This is a genomic window from Lichenihabitans sp. PAMC28606 (genome assembly GCF_020616535.1).
In the GTDB taxonomy this organism is placed as follows: domain Bacteria; phylum Pseudomonadota; class Alphaproteobacteria; order Rhizobiales; family Beijerinckiaceae; genus Lichenihabitans; species Lichenihabitans psoromatis.
On the sequence record NZ_CP085136.1, the window covers coordinates 1050099 to 1067504 of the forward strand.

Consider the following 17406-nt stretch of genomic DNA (forward strand, 5'->3'; position numbering starts at 1 on the left):
TCTCGGCGCATCAGGATCTGGATGAGGCCATCGCAGCGGAACCGACAAGCGTGTCGAGTTCACGGTTGATCTCATCCGTGACCTCGTCGATCGGCATCATTCCGTCGATCCGCCGAAGCGAGCCATGGCGCGCATAATAATCCGACACCGGAGCGGTCTGTGCCTTGTAGGCGTCAAGCCGCGCCTTCACGGTCTCGGGCTTGTCATCGGCCCGCACCACGCCGCCACGCGCCGCGGTCTCGAGCGCCCGATTGTGAATACGAGAGACGAGAACCGATTCGTCGACGTCGAGTTCAATGACCCCATCAAGTCGCATTGCCTTGCCGATCAGCATGCTGTCGAGCGCCTCGGCCTGCGCGACGGTGCGCGGAAAGCCGTCGAGAATGAAGCCGTTCTGCGCGTCGGCTTGCATGATTCGATCGGCCACGATGCCGACAACCACATCATCCGAGACGAGATGGCCGGCGTCCATGATGGCTTTGGCCTGAAGGCCGATCGGTGTTCCGGCGCTGACAGCCGCACGCAACATGTCACCCGTCGACAGTTGCGGGATATGATAGCGCGCCCGCAGTCGTTCCGATTGGGTTCCTTTACCGGCACCAGGTGGTCCCAGCAGAACGATCCTCATCTCTTCTTTCCTCCCCGCAAGCGGGACTTCTTGATCAGTCCCTCATATTGGTGAGCTTGCAGGTGGCCGTGGATTTGCGCAACCGTATCCATCGTGACGCTGACGATGATCAGCAACGATGTGCCCCCGAAATAAAACGGAAGTGCGGCGTAGGACACCAGGAGTTCGGGCAAGAGGCAGATGATCGCGAGATAGGCTGCACCGAGCACGGTGATGCGGGTCAGCACTGTATCGATATATTGTGCCGTCCGTTCGCCGGGCCGAATGCCGGGCAGAAACCCACCGTGCTTCTTGAGATTATCGGCCGTCTCCACCGGATTGAAGACCACGGCCGTATAGAAGAACGCGAAGAACACGATCAAACTGACATAGGCGATCTCATAGAGCGGCCGACCACGACTGAACACCGCGACGATCGACGAGAGGATTCCCGTTCCGCCGGCCGACTGCGAGAAATTCGCGACCGTCGTGGGCAGAAGCAGCAGAGATGAGGCGAAGATCGGCGGAATGACGCCGGCCGTGTTCAGCTTCAACGGCAGAAAAGACGTCTGCCCTTCAAAGACGCGATTACCGACCTGTCGCTTCGGATAGGTGATGAGCAGCCGACGCTGCGCGCGCTCCATGAACACGATGAAGGCGATCACGCCGATCGCCATCACCAGCACCAGGAGGATCAGACCGGTCGATAGCGCGCCCTGACGTCCAAGCTCCAACGTATTGGCGATCGCGGCCGGAAATGCAGCGACAATGCCGGCGAAGATGATCAAGGATGATCCGTTGCCGATCCCGCGCGACGTGATCTGCTCGCCGAGCCACATCAGGAACATTGTACCGCCCATCAATGTGATGACGGTCGAGATGCGGAAAAACCAACCTGGATCGGAGACGACCCCGCTCTGCCCTTCGAGCCCTACCGCGATCCCATAGGCTTGGAACGCCGCGAGCACGACCGTGAGATAGCGCGTATATTGGTTGATGACCTTCCGGCCCGCCTCGCCTTCCTTCTTCAAGCTCTCGAGGGAGGGCACAACCGACGTGAGGAGCTGGACGATGATCGAGGCCGAGATGTAGGGCATGATGTTCAGGGCGAAGATCGCCATTCGCTGAACCGCGCCACCCGAGAACATGTTGAAAAGTTCGAGCACGCCCTGTTTGTGACCGACGAAATTGGCCTCGAATGCGGCAGGATCGATTCCCGGCAGCGGAATATACGTCCCGAGCCTGTAGATCACCAAAGCGCCGAGCGTGAACCAGATACGTTTCTTGAGCTCCTCGGCCTTGCCGAAAGCCGAAAAGTTAATGTTCGCTGCAAGCTGTTCAGCTGCCGATGCCATTTCTGTGCTCCGCAGGCACGCGCACGCGCGCCAGATCAAACCATGACGGCGTAGACCAGGAGGTGCCGCTCAATGACCACCTCCCCGTCGTCTGTCCGTCTCGCAACTCCGCCACACTGTTCGTCTTGCGGCGGGCCTTCATAGCAGTGCGACCGTACTACAGCACGCCGACGCCCGAGCCGTCACGGCTCAGATCGACCGATGAAGGTCGAAAGAACCGCTTGGCGTCCGGATCCCGGGCGAGCAGCGCTTGTTATCTAAGATAGACAAGAGCGGCGCAACAGGTCTTCGAACTTAGCGTCCTATCGACCGGTCCAGAGCCACCGTTACGCTACCCAAGAAAAAGGGGGCTGGCGATTGCTCGCCGCCCCCGTCCTTCACCGAAAAGCGGATCGTCACGCAGCTGACGCATCGCTCGACTGGGCCGACATCGTGATTGTCCCGCCTGCCTTTTCGATCGCTTCAACAGCCGACTTCGAAGCCGCAGCGACATCGAAGGTCAGCTTTGCGGTCAATTCGCCCATACCAAGGATCTTGACCCCATCACGAGCCTTCGAGACGAGCCCAGCCTCGATGAGGCTCGCAACCGTGATCGGACCACTGCCGAGTTTGCCGGCATCCACTGCCTGCTGGATACGGCCAACATTGACTTCGTTATAGTCGATCGAGGACACGTTATTGAAGCCACGCTTGGGGAGCCGGCGATGCAAAGGCATCTGACCGCCCTCGAAGCCCTTTACCCGAACGCCGGTACGGGCCTTCTGACCCTTGACGCCGCGACCGCCGGTCTTGCCTTTACCCGAACCAATGCCCCGGCCGACGCGCATGCGCGACTTGCTGGAACCGTCATTATCCGAAATGCCATTGAGCTTCATGATTGTAGCTCCTTCACTGGCTATCGACGATACGGACCATGTGCGCCACTTTGGCGATCATGCCCCGGATTGCCGGCGTATCTTCAAGGGTGGACCGACGGCCGACCTTGTTGAGCTTCAGCCCAGCAAGGGTGCGACGCTGCTCGTTCGGACGCCCGATGGGGCTTCCGGTCTGCTCGATCACGATGGTTCTTCCGTCCTGGGACGCCATGCTCAGACCTCCCCGCTCAAGCTTCAGCCGCTTCCGCATCCACACCCTGACGGCGCGATTGCAGAACCGAGACCTTGAGATTGCGGCGAGCCGCGACCTGACGAGGCGAGTCTTCATGCTTCAAAGCATCGAACGTCGCCCGAACCATGTTGTAGGGGTTCGACGAACCCTGGCTTTTCGCAACGACGTCATGAACGCCAAGCGTTTCGAAGACAGCGCGCATCGGGCCGCCGGCGATGATCCCCGTACCGGCCGGAGCAGCGCGCAAAATCACCTTGCCGGCGCCATGACGGCCGAGCACGTCGTGATGAAGCGTGCGGCCATCGCGCAGCGGCACCCGGATCAGACCACGCTTTGCGGCTTCCGTCGCTTTACGGATCGCTTCCGGCACTTCGCGGGCCTTACCGTGACCGAAACCAACACGCCCCTTTTGATCGCCAACCACCACGAGAGCGGCGAAACCGAAGCGACGCCCACCCTTCACAACCTTCGCGACGCGGTTGATATGAACCAACCGGTCGACGAACTCGCTATCGCGCTCTTCGCGATCGCGTTCCCTTTCACGTGCCATTTTTACTATATCCGTCACTTGCGCGGACGCTGGCGACCGAAACCCGGCCCGCTACCCGCTCGCTTCGAAACGCGAAGACGTGCCAGTCGAAAGGCATTGCCCTCAGACCGACACGTCTCGACGATTTAACAAGATTGTCCGCAATAGCGGCCAATCGCTAGAACTTCAAGCCACCTTCACGCGCGCCTTCGGCCAAAGCCTTGACACGGCCATGATACATGTAGCTACCACGATCGAAAACAACTTCGCTGATCCCGGCAGCAACCGCACGCTGTGCGAGCAATGCGCCGATCGACTTAGCGGCTTCGACATCCGCGCCTGTCTTCAACGACTCGCGGTTCTGCTTCTCGAGAGAGGAAGCGGCAACGAGAGTGATGCCGTTCGCATCATCAATGATCTGCGCGTAAATCTGCTTCGACGAACGAAACACCGACAGACGCGGACGACCGTAGGCGCGAGCCCGGATCGACCGCCGAACCCGGCTCTTACGCCGATCTAATTGGTCCTGCTTGGCCATGGTCGATCCCTTACTTCTTCTTCCCTTCCTTACGGAAGATAAACTCGCCTGCGTATCTCACGCCCTTGCCCTTATAGGGCTCCGGAGGCCGGAAGCCGCGGATTTCCGCAGCAACCTGACCCACTTCACGTCGATCGATGCCGGAAATGGCCAATTCGGTCGGACGAGCCGCCACGATTGTGATGCCTTCCGGAATCGGAAAATCGATATCGTGACTATAACCAAGCGAGAGCTGCAGCTTGCGGCCCTGAACGGCAGCCTTGTAGCCGACGCCCGTGATTTCGAGCTTTCGCTCGAAGCCTTTGCTGACACCGGTCACCAGGTTGGCAATCATTGCACGCGAGGTGCCCCACATTGCCTGTGCCCGCTTGGTCTCGTTGCGCGGGTCAACGCTGATGTTCCCATCAGCGAAGACGACCGAGACTTCTTCCGGAACGCTGAAATGAAGTTCGCCCTTGGCGCCCTTTACCGACACGTTCTGCCCGTCGATCTTGGCTGTAACGCCTGCCGGCACGGGAACCGGCTTCTTACCTACACGGGACATGGTCAGAACACCTTGCAGAGCACTTCGCCGCCGACGTTATTCTCACGCGCGGCATGGTCGGCCATGACACCCTTCGGCGTCGAGACGATCGTGATCCCCAGCCCATTCGCGACGCGAGGCATCGCATCAACCGCGCAATAAACGCGACGGCCCGGCTTGGACACACGCTCGATCAGCTTGATGACCGGCTCATTGTCGAAATACTTCAGTTCGATCTCGAATTCGGTACGGCCATTGCCATATTCCGTCGTCGAATAACCGCGAATGAACCCTTCCTGCTCCAAAACGTCGAGCACGTTCGCTCGGATCTTAGAACCGGGGGTCGAAACCTTGCCCTTACGACGCATCTGTGCGTTGCGGATACGCGTGAGCATATCGCCCAATGGATCATTGACTGACATGATCCCCTCCTTACCAGCTCGACTTGACAAGACCGGGGATCAACCCCTTCGACCCCAGCTCACGAAGAGCAATGCGCGACATCTTCATCTTGCGATAGACGGCGCGGGGACGACCGCTGACTTCGCAACGATTACGAATGCGGATCTTGGCAGAATTGCGGGGGAGCTCCGCAAGCTTGAGGCGGGCCTCGAACTGCTCTTCAATCGGCGCCGACTGGTCGGACGCGATTGCCTTAAGCCGAGCCCGACGGGCGGCGAACTTCACCACCAACGCCTGCCGGTTCTTATTCTTTTCGACTGAACTCTTCTTTGCCATCTACAATGGTCCTCGAGTTACCGCGTTTGAGCGACGTGGCTCACTGCCGGAACGGAAAATTGAACGCCTTGAGAAGCGCACGAGCCTCATCGTCGGTCTTCGCGGTCGTGCAAACGATCACGTCCATCCCGAGATTGGCTTCGGCCTTGTCATAGTCGATTTCTGGAAAAATGATGTGCTCTTTAATGCCAAGCGCAAAATTTCCGCGACCATCGAAAGATTTGATGTTCAAACCGCGGAAATCTCGAACGCGCGGCAGTGCGATCGTGATCAGACGGTCCAAAAACTCATACATCCGCGTGTTGCGAAGCGTGACCTTCGCGCCAAGCGGCATGTTTTCACGGACCTTGAAGGTCGAGATCGCCTTGCGCGCATGGGTGATCACCGGCTTCTGACCAGCAATCAACGCAAGATCCGCCGCGGCGCTTGTCACCTTCTTGGTGTCGCTCACGGCATCGCCAACGCCCATGTTAAGAACGATCTTCTCGAGGCGCGGAACAGACAATGCATTCTTATAGCCGAACTGCTCGACCAACGCGGCCCGCACAGTCTCGTTATACAACACTTTCATCCGCGGCACGTACCCGGCCGGAGTTTCCGGCGATGCCGACATATCGACGTCGTTGTTCTGCTTGTTGCGAGCACCCTTGGCGCCTGCCTTAGCAGCCTTGCCAGATTGGGCGGACTGAGCCTCAGCCATCGATCAAATCTCCTGAAGCCTTCGCGAAGCGAACCTTACGGCCGTCTTCGAGCACCTTAAATCCAACGCGAGTGGCCTTGCCGGTCTTCGGATCGGCAATAGCCAAGTTCGACAGCTGAATCGGTGCTTCTTTCGAAATAATACCACCCTGCTGGGTCTGGCTCTGCGCCTGGTGCTTTTTCACGAGGTTGATCCCGCGAACGAGCGCGCGATCTTCCTTGGGCATCACCTGGACAACTTCACCGTTGCGACCCTTGTCGCGACCAGCGAGGACGACGACTTTGTCGCCTTTCTTGATCTTGGCAGCCATTACAGCACCTCCGGCGCGAGCGAGATGATCTTCATGTGGTTCTTGGCGCGAAGTTCGCGCGGCACCGGGCCGAAGATACGGGTTCCGACCGGCTCTGACTGATTGTTGACCAGCACAGCAGCGTTGGAATCGAAACGGATCACGGACCCATCAGCCCGACGAATGTCCTTGGCGGTCCGAACCACGACCGCCTTCATGACGTCGCCCTTCTTGACGCGCCCACGTGGAATAGCCTCTTTGATGGAGACGACAATAATGTCTCCAACGCCGGCGTATTTCCGCTTGGAACCGCCCAGCACCTTGATGCACATCACACGCCGGGCGCCGGAATTGTCGGCGACGTCGAGGTTAGTTTGCATCTGAATCATGGCATCTGCCCTTCAACTCGAATGGGGTCCTTCCCCCTTCAACCGGTGGCAGGCCCTTCGTAAACTTTTATAATCGAGACGCTCAGGCCTTATCCGCCGCCGTCAGCGCAATCCAGCGCTTCAGCCGCGAGATGGGCTTTGTTTCTTCGATCGACACCAGATCGCCGACCTTGAAGGCACGACCCTCGTCATGTGCGTGATAGTTCTTCGAACGGCGAACCGTCTTCTTGAGCAGCGGATGCGTGAACCGCCGCTCGACCTTCACAACGATCGTCTTTTCCTGCTTGTCGCTGACGACGACACCCTGGAGAATTCGCTTCGGCATCTTCTTCTCAACCCTTCGCTGACGTGCTGCGCTTCTGCGCCGCAATCGTCTTGGCCCGCGCGATGTCCCGACGGACGACACGAACTCGAGATGTATTTTCGAGCTGGCCCGTCGCGCGCTGGAAGCGCAGGTTGAACTGCTCCTTCTTCAACCTCAGAACTTCATCCGAAAGCTGGTCATCCGACATCACTTTGAGATCGGAAAGGCGCTGCTTGTTCTTCATCTTTTCCCCTCCCCTTACTCTGCAATACGCTGAACGAAACGAGTCTTGATGGGCAGCTTTGCGGCCGCCAAAGCCAAGGCTTCCTTCGCGACGTCGACCGACACCCCATCCAGCTCGAACATGATACGCCCGGGATGGACGCGAGCCGCCCACAACTCCGGGGCGCCCTTACCCTTACCCATACGCACTTCAGTTGGCTTCTTGGAGACCGGGAGATCCGGGAACACCCGGATCCAGACACGGCCTGCACGCTTCATGTGGCGAGTCAAAGCGCGACGAGCGGCTTCGATCTGCCGAGCCGTCACCCGGTCCGGCTCCATCGCCTTCAGACCGAACTGACCAAAATTCAGTTCGAACCCACCCTTTGCCACGCCGCGAATGCGTCCTTTGAACGCCTTGCGGAAGCGGGTGCGCTTTGGTTGCAACATCGTCTTATTCCCAAATCTAAGTCAGCGGCCCGTTAGGCAGCGTGACGCGGTTCCCGCTCACGACGACGACGATCACCACCGGCGCCGCCGCTCTGATCGACTTCCGCCATACGCCGCTCTTGCGCCATCGGATCATGTTCCAGGATCTCGCCCTTGAAGATCCAGACCTTGATGCCACACGTTCCATAAGCCGTGTGGGCCGTTGCAACACCATAATCCACGTCGCCGCGCAAGGTATGCAGCGGGACACGACCCTCGCGATACCACTCCTGACGAGCGATTTCGGCACCGCCGAGACGACCGGAACAGTTGATCCGGATGCCTTCAGCGCCAAGACGCATCGCCGATTGAACGGCACGTTTCATCGCACGACGGAACGCCACACGACGCTCAAGCTGCTGAGCGATCGAGTCGGCCACCAAGGTCGCGTCGATTTCCGGCTTCCGGATCTCGACGATGTTGATCACGACTTCCGACGTGGTCAGCTTGGAGACCATCTTGCGGAGCTTGTCGATATCCGCGCCCTTCTTGCCGATCACGACACCAGGCCGCGCCGACATGATGGTCACGCGGCACTTCTTGTGCGGCCGCTCGATGATGATCTTGGACACTGCGGCCTGCTTCAAAGCAGCCATCAGCACTTCCCGGATCTTCATGTCCTCATGGAGGAGCTTACCATATTCATTCTTGTTCGCGAACCAGCGCGAATCCCAGGTCCTATTGATCCCGAGACGCAGCCCGATCGGATTGACTTTCTGACCCATCGTCTTTTCCTCAGGCGGTCGCTTGTTCGACTTCGCGAACGACAATCGTGAGATTGGCAAACGGCTTCTCGATCCGTCCGGCGCGACCGCGCGCCCGCGGACTGAACCGCTTCAGCACCAACGCCTTGCCGACATGAGCCTCGGCAACGATCAGATCGTCGACGTCGAGGCTATGATTGTTCTCAGCATTCGCGATCGCGCTTTCGAGCGTCTTCTTGACCTCAACGGCGATACGCTTGCGCGAGAACTGCAGGTCGGCAAGAGCATTGTCGACCTTCTTGCCCCGGATCAACTGAGCCAGGAGGTTCAACTTCTGCGGGCTGACACGAAGCATCCGGCAAACAGCCTTCGCTTCGTTATCCTTCAAGGCGCGGGGAGTTTTCGGCTTGGACATCCTCAGCCCCTCTTGGATTTTTTGTCCGCGGCGTGGCCGTGGAACGTGCGGGTGGGCGAGAACTCACCGAATTTGTGGCCGATCATCTCTTCGTTGACGGTCACCGGCACATGCTTATGGCCGTTGTGAACGCCGAACGTCAGACCGACGAACTGCGGCAGGATAGTGGAGCGACGGCTCCACATCTTGATGACTTCGGAACGCCCAGACCCACGGACGGTATCGGCCTTCTTCAGCAGATATCCGTCGACGAAAGGACCCTTCCAGATCGAACGGGACATGGATTAGCCCTTCTTCTTGCGGCTGTGACGGGAGGCGACGATGAACTGCGTCGTCGACTTGTTGCTGCGGGTCTTCTTGCCCTTGGTCGGCTTACCCCAAGGAGTAACCGGATGACGCCCACCCGAGGTGCGGCCTTCGCCGCCGCCGTGCGGATGATCGACCGGGTTCATGGTCACGCCGCGATTATGCGGACGACGGCCCAACCAACGGCGACGACCCGCCTTGCCGTAGTTGATGTTCATGTGATCGGGATTCGACACCGCACCGACCGTGCCGAAGCACTGTCCGTGGATGAGGCGCTGCTCACCCGAATTCAGACGCAGGATGACGTAACCCTGATCACGACCGACGATCTGAGCATAGGTGCCTGCGGACCGAGCGATCGCCGCGCCCTTGCCGATCTTCATCTCGACGTTGTGCACGATCGTGCCGACCGGAATGCTTGCCAGCGGCATCGCATTGCCGGGCTTAACGTCCACCTGGTTGCCAGCAACCACGTCGTCGCCGACCGCCAAACGCTGCGGAGCAATGATGTAGTTCTGCTCACCATCCTCGTAGCGGATGAGCGCGATGAACGACGTGCGGTTCGGATCATATTCGATCCGCTCCACCTTCGCGACCATATCAAGCTTACGACGCTTGAAGTCGATGATCCGGTAGGTCTGCTTATGACCGCCGCCACGAAACCGCACGGTGATGCGACCCGTGTTGTTGCGGCCACCGGCAGACGACTTGCCTTCGGTCAATGTCTTGAGCGGCTTGCCCTTGTAGAGGCCGCTACGGTCCACGATAACCAGCTGGCGCAGGCTTGGCGTGACCGGTTTGAATGTCTTCAGTGCCATCGCACTATTCCCTCAACCTGCTCAAAGACCGGTGGTGACATCGATCTTGTGTCCCTCGGCGAGGGTCACGACGGCCTTCTTCACGTCCGACTGGGTGCCGCGGAACCCGCGAAACACCTTGCGCTTACCCTTACGGATCAGCGTGTTGACGCTTTCGACCTTGACGTCGAACAATTGCTCGACAGCGGCCTTGATCTGCGGCTTGGTCGCGTCCTTGCGAACGCGAAACACAACCTTGTTCTCGTCAGACGCCATCGTCGCCTTTTCCGTTATCACGGGAGCGACAATGACGTCGTAGTGGCGCGGGTCCTGACTCATTTGAAGCGTGCCTCTAGCGCGTCGACCGCGGCCTTTGTGAGGACCAGCTTCTTCCGGCGCAAAATATCGTAGACATTGATGCCCTGCACGGGCAGCACATCGATTTGCGGAATGTTCCGGGCCGCGAGGCGAAAGCCCTCGTGCGGCTCGGCGCCATCAATCACCAGCGCGTTGGTCAAACCGAGAGCCTCGAACTGCTCGCGAAGCAACTTGGTCTTGGTTTCGCTAACTTCGGCGCGATCCCAGATGATGATCTCGCCGCTGGCAGCCTTGGCCGACAAAGCATGACGCAACGCTAGCGCACGGACCTTCTTGGGAAGATCATGTGCATGAGACCGGACGACCGGACCCATGGCGCGACCGCCGCCTCGAAACTGCGGGACGCGAGCCGATCCGTGACGAGCCGAACCAGTGCCCTTCTGCTTGTACATTTTCTTGCCGGTGCGCCAGACGTCGGCGCGACCCTGCGTCGCGTGCGAACCAACTTGGCGTGCTGCCAACTGATAACGGATCATCCGAGCAATCAGATCTTGGCGCGGCTCGAGGCCGTAGATCGCGTCCGAAAGCTCGATTGAACCCGTCGATTGACCGTCGAGCGACGTCACATCAATTTTCACCGCTCAACCCTCCGAAACTTGTTCGCTGGGCGACTGACCGGCAGCAACCGGCGCCCGGAACTTGCCGGGAAGCGGCACGTCCTTGGGAGCAGCCTTCTTGACCGCGTCACGAACAAAAATATAACCGCCGGCAACACCCGGAACGGCACCTTCGACCAAGATCAAGCCGCGCTCCACATCAGTCTTCACGACCTTGAGGTTCAGCGTGGTAATGCGGTCGGCACCCATGTGCCCCGCCATCTTCTTGTTCTTAAAGGTCTTACCGGGGTCCTGACGACCGCCAGTCGAACCGTGCGAACGATGCGACACCGACACACCATGGGTGGCCCGAAGACCACCGAAGTTCCAGCGCTTCATGGGGCCGGCAAAGCCCTTACCCATGCTGGTGCCCGTCACGTCAACGAACTGACCCTCGACAAAATGATCCGCCGTGATCTCTGCACCAACCGGAATGACCTGATCGGCCGAAACCCGAAACTCAGCGAGCTTCATCTTGGGCTCGACATTGGCGATGGCAAAACGCTGACGTTCGGCCTTCGGCACGTTCTTTACCTTTGCCCGACCAATACCCAGCTGCAGCGCAGTATAGCCATTGGCTTCTTCCGTCCGATGGGCGACGACCTGGCAACCGTCGATCTTCAGCACGGTGACCGGCACATGTTCGCCGGTTCCGGTGAAGACTCGGGTCATCCCGACCTTCTGGGCTATAACACCTGACCGCATGTCAGAAATCCTTCAAGACACTTTGATAGAAAGTGCCGACCGGTTCACAAATCAAAGCTTGATTTCGACGTCGACACCGGCGGCTAGATCGAGCTTCATCAAAGCATCAACCGTCTGCGGTGTGGGATCAACAATGTCGAGAACGCGCTTATGGGTACGAATTTCGAACTGCTCGCGCGACTTCTTATCGACGTGAGGCGAGCGGTTCACCGTAAATTTTTCAATCCGCGTCGGAAGCGGAATCGGCCCACGAACCTGAGCGCCGGTGCGGCGCGCCGTGGAAACAATTTCCTTCGTCGAAGCATCAAGCACCCGATGATCGAATGCTTTGAGGCGAATGCGGATGTTTTGACCGTTCATGGGTTCATCCTTTGATCGAGCGGAGCGGGAGCTTATGTCCCGCTCCCCCAATCGGCCTCTTATTCGATGATCGAAGCGACAACGCCGGCGCCGACGGTGCGGCCACCTTCACGGATGGCGAAGCGGAGCTTCTCCTCCATGGCGATCGGCACGATGAGCGCCACCGACATCGTCACGTTATCGCCGGGCATCACCATCTCGGTGCCTTCCGGCAGCGTCACGATCCCGGTCACATCCGTGGTCCGGAAATAAAACTGCGGACGATAGTTCGTGAAGAACGGCGTATGACGGCCACCCTCGTCCTTGGTGAGGATGTAGGCCTCAGCCATGAACTTCGTATGGGGCTTCACGGAGCCGGGCTTGCAGAGAATCTGGCCACGCTCGACATCTTCGCGCTTGGTGCCGCGGAGAAGGCAACCGACGTTGTCACCGGCCATGCCCTGGTCGAGCAGCTTGCGGAACATCTCGACGCCCGTAACTGTAGTCTTGACGGTCGCCTTGAGACCGACGATCTCGATTTCCTCGCCGACCTTGACGATGCCGCGCTCGATACGACCGGTCACGACAGTGCCGCGGCCAGAGATCGAGAACACGTCTTCGACCGGCATCAGGAAGGGAAGATCGATCGGCCGATCCGGCTGCGGGATGTAGGCGTCAACCGTTTCCATCAGCTTGAGAACGGCGTCATGGCCAATCTCGGGCTGCTTGTTCTCGAGAGCGCAAAGCGCCGAACCCTTGGTGATCGGAATGTCGTCGCCGGGGAAGTCATACTTCGACAGCAGCTCGCGAACTTCGAGCTCCACGAGCTCGAGGAGCTCCTCGTCGTCGACCATGTCGACCTTGTTAAGGAACACAACCAGAGCCGGCACGCCAACCTGACGAGCCAACAGAATGTGCTCGCGGGTCTGCGGCATCGGACCATCGGCGGCCGACACGACCAGGATTGCGCCATCCATCTGCGCGGCGCCGGTGATCATGTTCTTCACATAATCGGCGTGGCCGGGGCAGTCGACGTGGGCGTAATGCCGGTTCTTGGTCTCGTATTCGACATGCGCGGTCGAGATCGTGATGCCACGAGCCTTCTCTTCCGGTGCCTTGTCGATCTGATCATACGCCGTGAACGTCGCACCGCCGGATTCAGCCAACACCTTGGTGATAGCTGCCGTCAGCGAGGTCTTGCCATGATCGACGTGACCGATGGTGCCGATGTTGCAATGCGGCTTGTTGCGCGAAAACTTTTCCTTAGCCATGCTAAGCTCCTTCAAACCCCTGTGACAGGCTCAGATATACGGCCCGATCAAGCGTATTTTGCTTGAACCTTGGCGGCTTCACCCGCCGGGACCTGTTCATAGTGATCGAACTGCATCGTGAATGTCGCGCGGCCTTGGCTGAACGACCGAAGCTGGTTGACATAACCGAACATGTTGGCAAGCGGCACCATCGCATTGATGACGTTCGCATTACCGCGCATGTCCTGACCTTGAATCTGCCCGCGGCGAGAATTCAAATCGCCGATGACCGAACCTGTATAATCCTCGGGTGTCACCACCTCGACCTTCATGATCGGCTCGAGCAGAACCGAACCGCCCTTCTGAAGCGCCTCACGGAAAGCTGCACGAGAAGCAATTTCGAATGCCAGCACCGAGGAGTCGACGTCATGGAAGGCGCCATCGATCAAGGTCGCCTTGACATCCACCACCGGGAAGCCGGCGAGGATGCCGGCGCCCATGACGCTGTTGATACCCTTCTCGACGCCAGGCACGAATTCCTTCGGAACTGCACCGCCGACAATCTTCGACTCGAACACGTTGCCGCCGCCGGCCTCGTTCGGCTCGAAGATAATCTTGACGCGGGCGAACTGGCCCGTGCCGCCGGTCTGCTTCTTATGCGTGTAATCCTGCTCAACCCGCTTGGTGAGCTTTTCACGATAAGCAACTTGTGGCGCGCCGATATTCGCGTCGACCTTATAGGTGCGGCGCAGGATATCGACCTTGATGTCGAGATGAAGCTCGCCCATTCCGCGAAGAATGGTCTGGCCCGACTCCTGATCGGTCGATACGCGGAAGGACGGATCCTCTGCGGCAAGTTTCGCAAGAGCGACGCCCAACTTCTCCTGGTCGGCCTTGGACTTCGGCTCGATCGCGATTTCGATGACCGGCTCGGGGAATTCCATGCGTTCCAGAATAACGGGCTTGATCAGATCGCAAAGGGTGTCACCCGTGCGGGTATCCTTGAGACCCGCAAGAGCGACGATGTCGCCCGTGTAGGCTTCCTTGATGTCTTCGCGATTATTCGCATGCATAAGAAGCATCCGCCCAACGCGCTCTTTCTTCTCCTTCGTCGAGTTCAGCACGGTCGTGCCGGATTCGACATGGCCCGAGTAGACGCGGCAAAACGTGATCGTGCCGACAAAAGGGTCGTCCATGATCTTGAAGGCCAGCATCGAGAAAGGCTCGCTGTCCTTCGGAAGACGAGTGATCTCTTCTTCCGTGTTGACGTCGATCCCCTTGATCGCGTCACGATCGATCGGCGACGGGAGAAAGTCGACGACCGCATCGAGAAGCGGCTGAACGCCCTTGTTTTTGAAGGCCGTTCCGCAAAGAACCGGAACGAAGGTGACGGTCCGAACTGCCTTGCGGATCAGAGCCTTCAGTGTCGCCTCGTCCGGCTCGTTGCCGTCGAGGTAAGCCGCCATCGCATCGTCGTCGAGCTCCACGGCTGCCTCGATCAGAGCCAGGCGGTATTCCTTGGCACGATCCAGCAACTCGGCCGGAATCTCTTCGTCATGATAGTTGGCACCGAGAGCTTCATTCTCCCAGACCACGGCCTTCATGCGCACGAGATCGATAATCCCGAGGAAGTCGGCTTCGGAACCAATCGGCAACTGAACGCAAACCGGACGGCCCGCGACACGCACCTTGATGTCATCGACGCATTTGTAGAAATCAGCCCCGATCTTATCCATCTTGTTGACGAACACGATCCGCGGAACGTTGTATTTGTCAGCTTGGCGCCAGACCGTTTCAGTCTGGGGCTCGACGCCCTGGTTGCCATCGAGCACGCAGACCGCGCCATCGAGCACGCGAAGCGAACGCTCCACCTCAATGGTGAAATCGACATGGCCGGGCGTATCAATGATGTTGAGGCGCTTATCCTGCCAAAACGTCGTCGTCGCAGCAGACGTGATCGTAATGCCGCGTTCCTGCTCCTGCTCCATCCAGTCCATGGTCGCGGCGCCGTCGTGGACTTCGCCGATCTTATGGGACTTGCCGGAATAGTAGAGGATCCGCTCAGTCGTCGTCGTCTTACCGGCATCGATGTGAGCCATGATGCCGAAATTACGGTAATCTTCGATCGCGTGGCTGCGGGCCATGGAATAATCCTCGAGAAATCTCGAATGAAAGCGGAATTACCAGCGGTAATGCGAGAAGGCCCGATTGGCCTCCGCCATACGGTGCGTGTCTTCCCGCTTCTTGACCGCGTTGCCGCGGTTGTTCGAAGCATCGAGCAATTCGGCCGACAAGCGATCGACCATGGTCTTGTCGTTCCGAGCGCGGGCTGCCGTGATGATCCAACGGATCGCCAAAGCTTGGCGGCGCTCGGGACGAACTTCGACCGGAACCTGATAGGTTGCACCACCGACGCGACGCGACCGAACCTCGATGGCCGGGGCGACATTTTCGAGAGCCGCACGAAACACCGGGAGCGGCTCCTGGCGCGTCTTGCCCTCGATCAAGTCGAATGCACCGTAGACGATCGCTTCTGCGGCAGACTTCTTGCCGTCATACATGATCGAATTCATGAATTTGGTGAGAACAACGTCACCGAACTTTGCGTCCGGAATGATCTCACGCTTCTCTGCGCTGTGCCTTCGCGACATAACGACCGCTCCTTGAAACCAGTTACTTCGGACGCTTCGCGCCGTACTTCGAACGGCGCTGCTTACGATTCTTGACGCCCTGGGTATCCAGCACACCGCGGAGAATATGGTAACGAACGCCCGGCAGATCCTTCACACGGCCACCGCGGATCATCACCACGGAATGCTCTTGAAGGTTATGACCCTCGCCGGGAATATAACCGATGACCTCGAAACCGTTGGTCAAACGAACCTTGGCCACCTTACGAAGCGCCGAGTTCGGCTTCTTCGGCGTCGTCGTATAAACACGCGTGCAAACTCCGCGCTTCTGCGGGCTTTGCTGCAATGCAGGCACCTTGTTACGCGCCTTTGCAACAACCCGCGGTTTGCGGATCAACTGGCTGATCGTCGGCATTTCCCGCCTTCACGCAAAAATCGTGGCCAAACCAAACAAGCATTTCGATTGGCCAAATCAAAACACGGGCTTCTAAACCCAAAACGAATAGCGCTTTCAGCCCTTACGGCTTCAAGCGTCAAATGCAGAGGACCACGGAGCAAAGCTTCGCGGTCTTGCGTTTATCTGGCTTAGACCAGCTATGACTACATCAAGTCGCCCGGAGAGGCCAACAGCGTTTAGGCAATCTGGGTTCAGGGCGAGTCGCTCCGAACGAATTGGCCTACTGCCTGTCGAAAGTTGTGTTCTTTTACGGAGCGGTGGTGGTGTCGTCAAGGATAAAACGACAGAGATGTGAATGTGTCGTTAGGAAAGTCTCGGAAAGCTTTTGCGCGTTTCCCAACTCGCCGAACATCACCGACTTGACGGTCAGATGATGAGAAACTGCCTGACTAAGCCCTTAATACGGCTTAGGGGCCGGTCTTTCAGTAGGTCCTGTCAATTTGTCGGATCTTGCGATCCGAACATGTCCAGCAACAGCATCGTGGACACGGCATTTTGCCGGTCCGACTTATCTGACGCGACCGCGATTCGCTGGACCAATTGATAGGGCGACGGATCCGGGCAGTTCAAAACGAGAATGTCGAACGGGAGTTCGCCAGGCGTAGTTTCAACGGATGGCGCGACATCCGACGTGAGTGCTATCGCCAAAAGTCTGCGAACGATCGCCTGCGAAACTTCGCTCGACTCTGCTCCCCCGTCGTTCTGACACGAGAGCGCATGAGCGGTCGTGGTCGCATGAAGCACGTGCCCGCTCACGTCAATCAGCCAGACCGGCAATCTTTCCATCTCACAGGCATCGGCGAACAAGCGCGCTCGCTGGCCCGCCAAAAGCGGGCCAAGAACATGAGCCGGCATATCGCGAAGCAAAGCCCCTGCCCCGGCGTGCGGCATAATTGGTGTTTGAGAGACGGGATCGGGCAACACGGGCATTTCAATCGGTTTGAGACGTTACGCGAATCTTAACAACCTGAGGCGGGACTGGTTCCACAAATCGGATCGTCGACCTAGCGCGGAAGAGGTACGACCGTGCGCGACCGTC

Annotated in this window: 27 protein-coding genes; all 27 read right to left on the reverse strand. The window is 58.6% G+C overall.

The window, feature by feature from the left end; all coding sequences use genetic code 11:
• Nucleotides 1–10: 10 nt before the first annotated feature.
• Nucleotides 11–628 carry an adenylate kinase gene (locus LGH83_RS04980; protein ID WP_227400871.1) on the reverse strand — a complete coding sequence of 206 codons (618 nt, stop codon included), beginning with the start codon at nucleotides 626–628 and terminating at the stop codon, nucleotides 11–13.
• The gene (gene secY / locus LGH83_RS04985) at nucleotides 625–1962 is read right to left on the reverse strand and encodes a preprotein translocase subunit SecY (RefSeq protein WP_131117996.1); all 1338 of its coding nucleotides are present in this window, start codon (nucleotides 1960–1962) and stop codon (nucleotides 625–627) included. Before secY ends, LGH83_RS04980 begins: the two co-directional genes overlap by 4 nt.
• Before the next feature lie 395 nt (nucleotides 1963–2357).
• Entirely contained in the window at nucleotides 2358–2837 is a 480-nt protein-coding gene (rplO, locus tag LGH83_RS04990; RefSeq protein WP_227400872.1) for a 50S ribosomal protein L15, read from the reverse strand.
• Between the two features lie 13 nt (nucleotides 2838–2850).
• On the reverse strand, nucleotides 2851–3048 hold the full coding sequence (gene rpmD, locus LGH83_RS04995; RefSeq protein WP_227400873.1) for a 50S ribosomal protein L30: 198 nt from the start codon (nucleotides 3046–3048) through the stop codon (nucleotides 2851–2853).
• A gap of 16 nt (nucleotides 3049–3064) precedes the next feature.
• Nucleotides 3065–3619 (reverse strand): 30S ribosomal protein S5, encoded by a 555-nt coding sequence (gene rpsE, locus LGH83_RS05000; protein WP_131118005.1) that lies wholly within the window; start codon nucleotides 3617–3619, stop codon nucleotides 3065–3067.
• A 157-nt stretch (nucleotides 3620–3776) separates the two neighbouring features.
• The gene (gene rplR, locus LGH83_RS05005; protein ID WP_227400874.1) at nucleotides 3777–4136 is read right to left on the reverse strand and encodes a 50S ribosomal protein L18; all 360 of its coding nucleotides are present in this window, start codon (nucleotides 4134–4136) and stop codon (nucleotides 3777–3779) included.
• Nucleotides 4137–4146: 10 nt separating this feature from the next.
• Nucleotides 4147–4680, reverse strand: coding sequence for a 50S ribosomal protein L6 (gene rplF / locus LGH83_RS05010; RefSeq protein ID WP_227400875.1), 534 nt, complete (start codon nucleotides 4678–4680; stop codon nucleotides 4147–4149).
• Between the two features lie 2 nt (nucleotides 4681–4682).
• Nucleotides 4683–5081, reverse strand: a complete 399-nt coding sequence (gene rpsH, locus LGH83_RS05015; RefSeq protein ID WP_131118012.1) for a 30S ribosomal protein S8 — start codon at nucleotides 5079–5081, stop codon at nucleotides 4683–4685.
• A gap of 10 nt (nucleotides 5082–5091) precedes the next feature.
• A complete protein-coding gene (rpsN, locus tag LGH83_RS05020; RefSeq protein WP_131194816.1) occupies nucleotides 5092–5397 on the reverse strand; it encodes a 30S ribosomal protein S14 in 306 nt (101 codons plus the stop codon).
• 40 nt (nucleotides 5398–5437) lie between these two features.
• A complete protein-coding gene (rplE, locus tag LGH83_RS05025; RefSeq protein WP_413771143.1) occupies nucleotides 5438–6010 on the reverse strand; it encodes a 50S ribosomal protein L5 in 573 nt (190 codons plus the stop codon).
• 79 nt (nucleotides 6011–6089) lie between these two features.
• Entirely contained in the window at nucleotides 6090–6407 is a 318-nt protein-coding gene (gene rplX, locus LGH83_RS05030) for a 50S ribosomal protein L24 (RefSeq protein WP_131194815.1), read from the reverse strand.
• Nucleotides 6407–6775 carry a 50S ribosomal protein L14 gene (gene rplN / locus LGH83_RS05035; protein WP_131118020.1) on the reverse strand — a complete coding sequence of 123 codons (369 nt, stop codon included), beginning with the start codon at nucleotides 6773–6775 and terminating at the stop codon, nucleotides 6407–6409. Before rplN ends, rplX begins: the two co-directional genes overlap by 1 nt.
• A gap of 82 nt (nucleotides 6776–6857) precedes the next feature.
• A complete protein-coding gene (rpsQ, locus tag LGH83_RS05040) occupies nucleotides 6858–7100 on the reverse strand; it encodes a 30S ribosomal protein S17 (protein WP_131118023.1) in 243 nt (80 codons plus the stop codon).
• 7 nt (nucleotides 7101–7107) lie between these two features.
• On the reverse strand, nucleotides 7108–7323 hold the full coding sequence (gene rpmC, locus LGH83_RS05045) for a 50S ribosomal protein L29 (RefSeq protein WP_131118026.1): 216 nt from the start codon (nucleotides 7321–7323) through the stop codon (nucleotides 7108–7110).
• Between the two features lie 14 nt (nucleotides 7324–7337).
• A complete protein-coding gene (gene rplP, locus LGH83_RS05050) occupies nucleotides 7338–7751 on the reverse strand; it encodes a 50S ribosomal protein L16 (protein ID WP_227400877.1) in 414 nt (137 codons plus the stop codon).
• 32 nt (nucleotides 7752–7783) lie between these two features.
• A complete protein-coding gene (gene rpsC, locus LGH83_RS05055) occupies nucleotides 7784–8515 on the reverse strand; it encodes a 30S ribosomal protein S3 (protein ID WP_131118032.1) in 732 nt (243 codons plus the stop codon).
• Between the two features lie 10 nt (nucleotides 8516–8525).
• Nucleotides 8526–8909 (reverse strand): 50S ribosomal protein L22, encoded by a 384-nt coding sequence (gene rplV / locus LGH83_RS05060; RefSeq protein ID WP_131118035.1) that lies wholly within the window; start codon nucleotides 8907–8909, stop codon nucleotides 8526–8528.
• A gap of 2 nt (nucleotides 8910–8911) precedes the next feature.
• Entirely contained in the window at nucleotides 8912–9190 is a 279-nt protein-coding gene (rpsS, locus tag LGH83_RS05065; RefSeq protein WP_131118038.1) for a 30S ribosomal protein S19, read from the reverse strand.
• 3 nt (nucleotides 9191–9193) lie between these two features.
• Complete coding sequence (rplB, locus tag LGH83_RS05070) at nucleotides 9194–10033, reverse strand: 50S ribosomal protein L2 (protein WP_131118041.1); 840 nt, start codon at nucleotides 10031–10033, stop codon at nucleotides 9194–9196.
• A 21-nt stretch (nucleotides 10034–10054) separates the two neighbouring features.
• The gene (locus LGH83_RS05075; RefSeq protein WP_131118044.1) at nucleotides 10055–10351 is read right to left on the reverse strand and encodes a 50S ribosomal protein L23; all 297 of its coding nucleotides are present in this window, start codon (nucleotides 10349–10351) and stop codon (nucleotides 10055–10057) included.
• Entirely contained in the window at nucleotides 10348–10968 is a 621-nt protein-coding gene (rplD, locus tag LGH83_RS05080) for a 50S ribosomal protein L4 (protein WP_131118047.1), read from the reverse strand. The genes LGH83_RS05075 and rplD overlap by 4 nt, the downstream gene beginning before the upstream one ends.
• 3 nt (nucleotides 10969–10971) lie before the next feature.
• Nucleotides 10972–11691, reverse strand: a complete 720-nt coding sequence (rplC, locus tag LGH83_RS05085; RefSeq protein WP_131118050.1) for a 50S ribosomal protein L3 — start codon at nucleotides 11689–11691, stop codon at nucleotides 10972–10974.
• Nucleotides 11692–11742: 51 nt separating this feature from the next.
• On the reverse strand, nucleotides 11743–12051 hold the full coding sequence (rpsJ, locus tag LGH83_RS05090; protein WP_131118053.1) for a 30S ribosomal protein S10: 309 nt from the start codon (nucleotides 12049–12051) through the stop codon (nucleotides 11743–11745).
• 59 nt (nucleotides 12052–12110) lie between these two features.
• Nucleotides 12111–13301 carry an elongation factor Tu gene (gene tuf / locus LGH83_RS05095; protein WP_131118056.1) on the reverse strand — a complete coding sequence of 397 codons (1191 nt, stop codon included), beginning with the start codon at nucleotides 13299–13301 and terminating at the stop codon, nucleotides 12111–12113.
• Nucleotides 13302–13348: 47 nt separating this feature from the next.
• Entirely contained in the window at nucleotides 13349–15424 is a 2076-nt protein-coding gene (gene fusA / locus LGH83_RS05100) for an elongation factor G (protein ID WP_227400878.1), read from the reverse strand.
• 36 nt (nucleotides 15425–15460) lie between these two features.
• Entirely contained in the window at nucleotides 15461–15931 is a 471-nt protein-coding gene (rpsG, locus tag LGH83_RS05105; RefSeq protein ID WP_131118062.1) for a 30S ribosomal protein S7, read from the reverse strand.
• Between the two features lie 22 nt (nucleotides 15932–15953).
• The gene (rpsL, locus tag LGH83_RS05110) at nucleotides 15954–16325 is read right to left on the reverse strand and encodes a 30S ribosomal protein S12 (RefSeq protein ID WP_131118065.1); all 372 of its coding nucleotides are present in this window, start codon (nucleotides 16323–16325) and stop codon (nucleotides 15954–15956) included.
• Nucleotides 16326–17406 lie beyond the last annotated feature (1081 nt).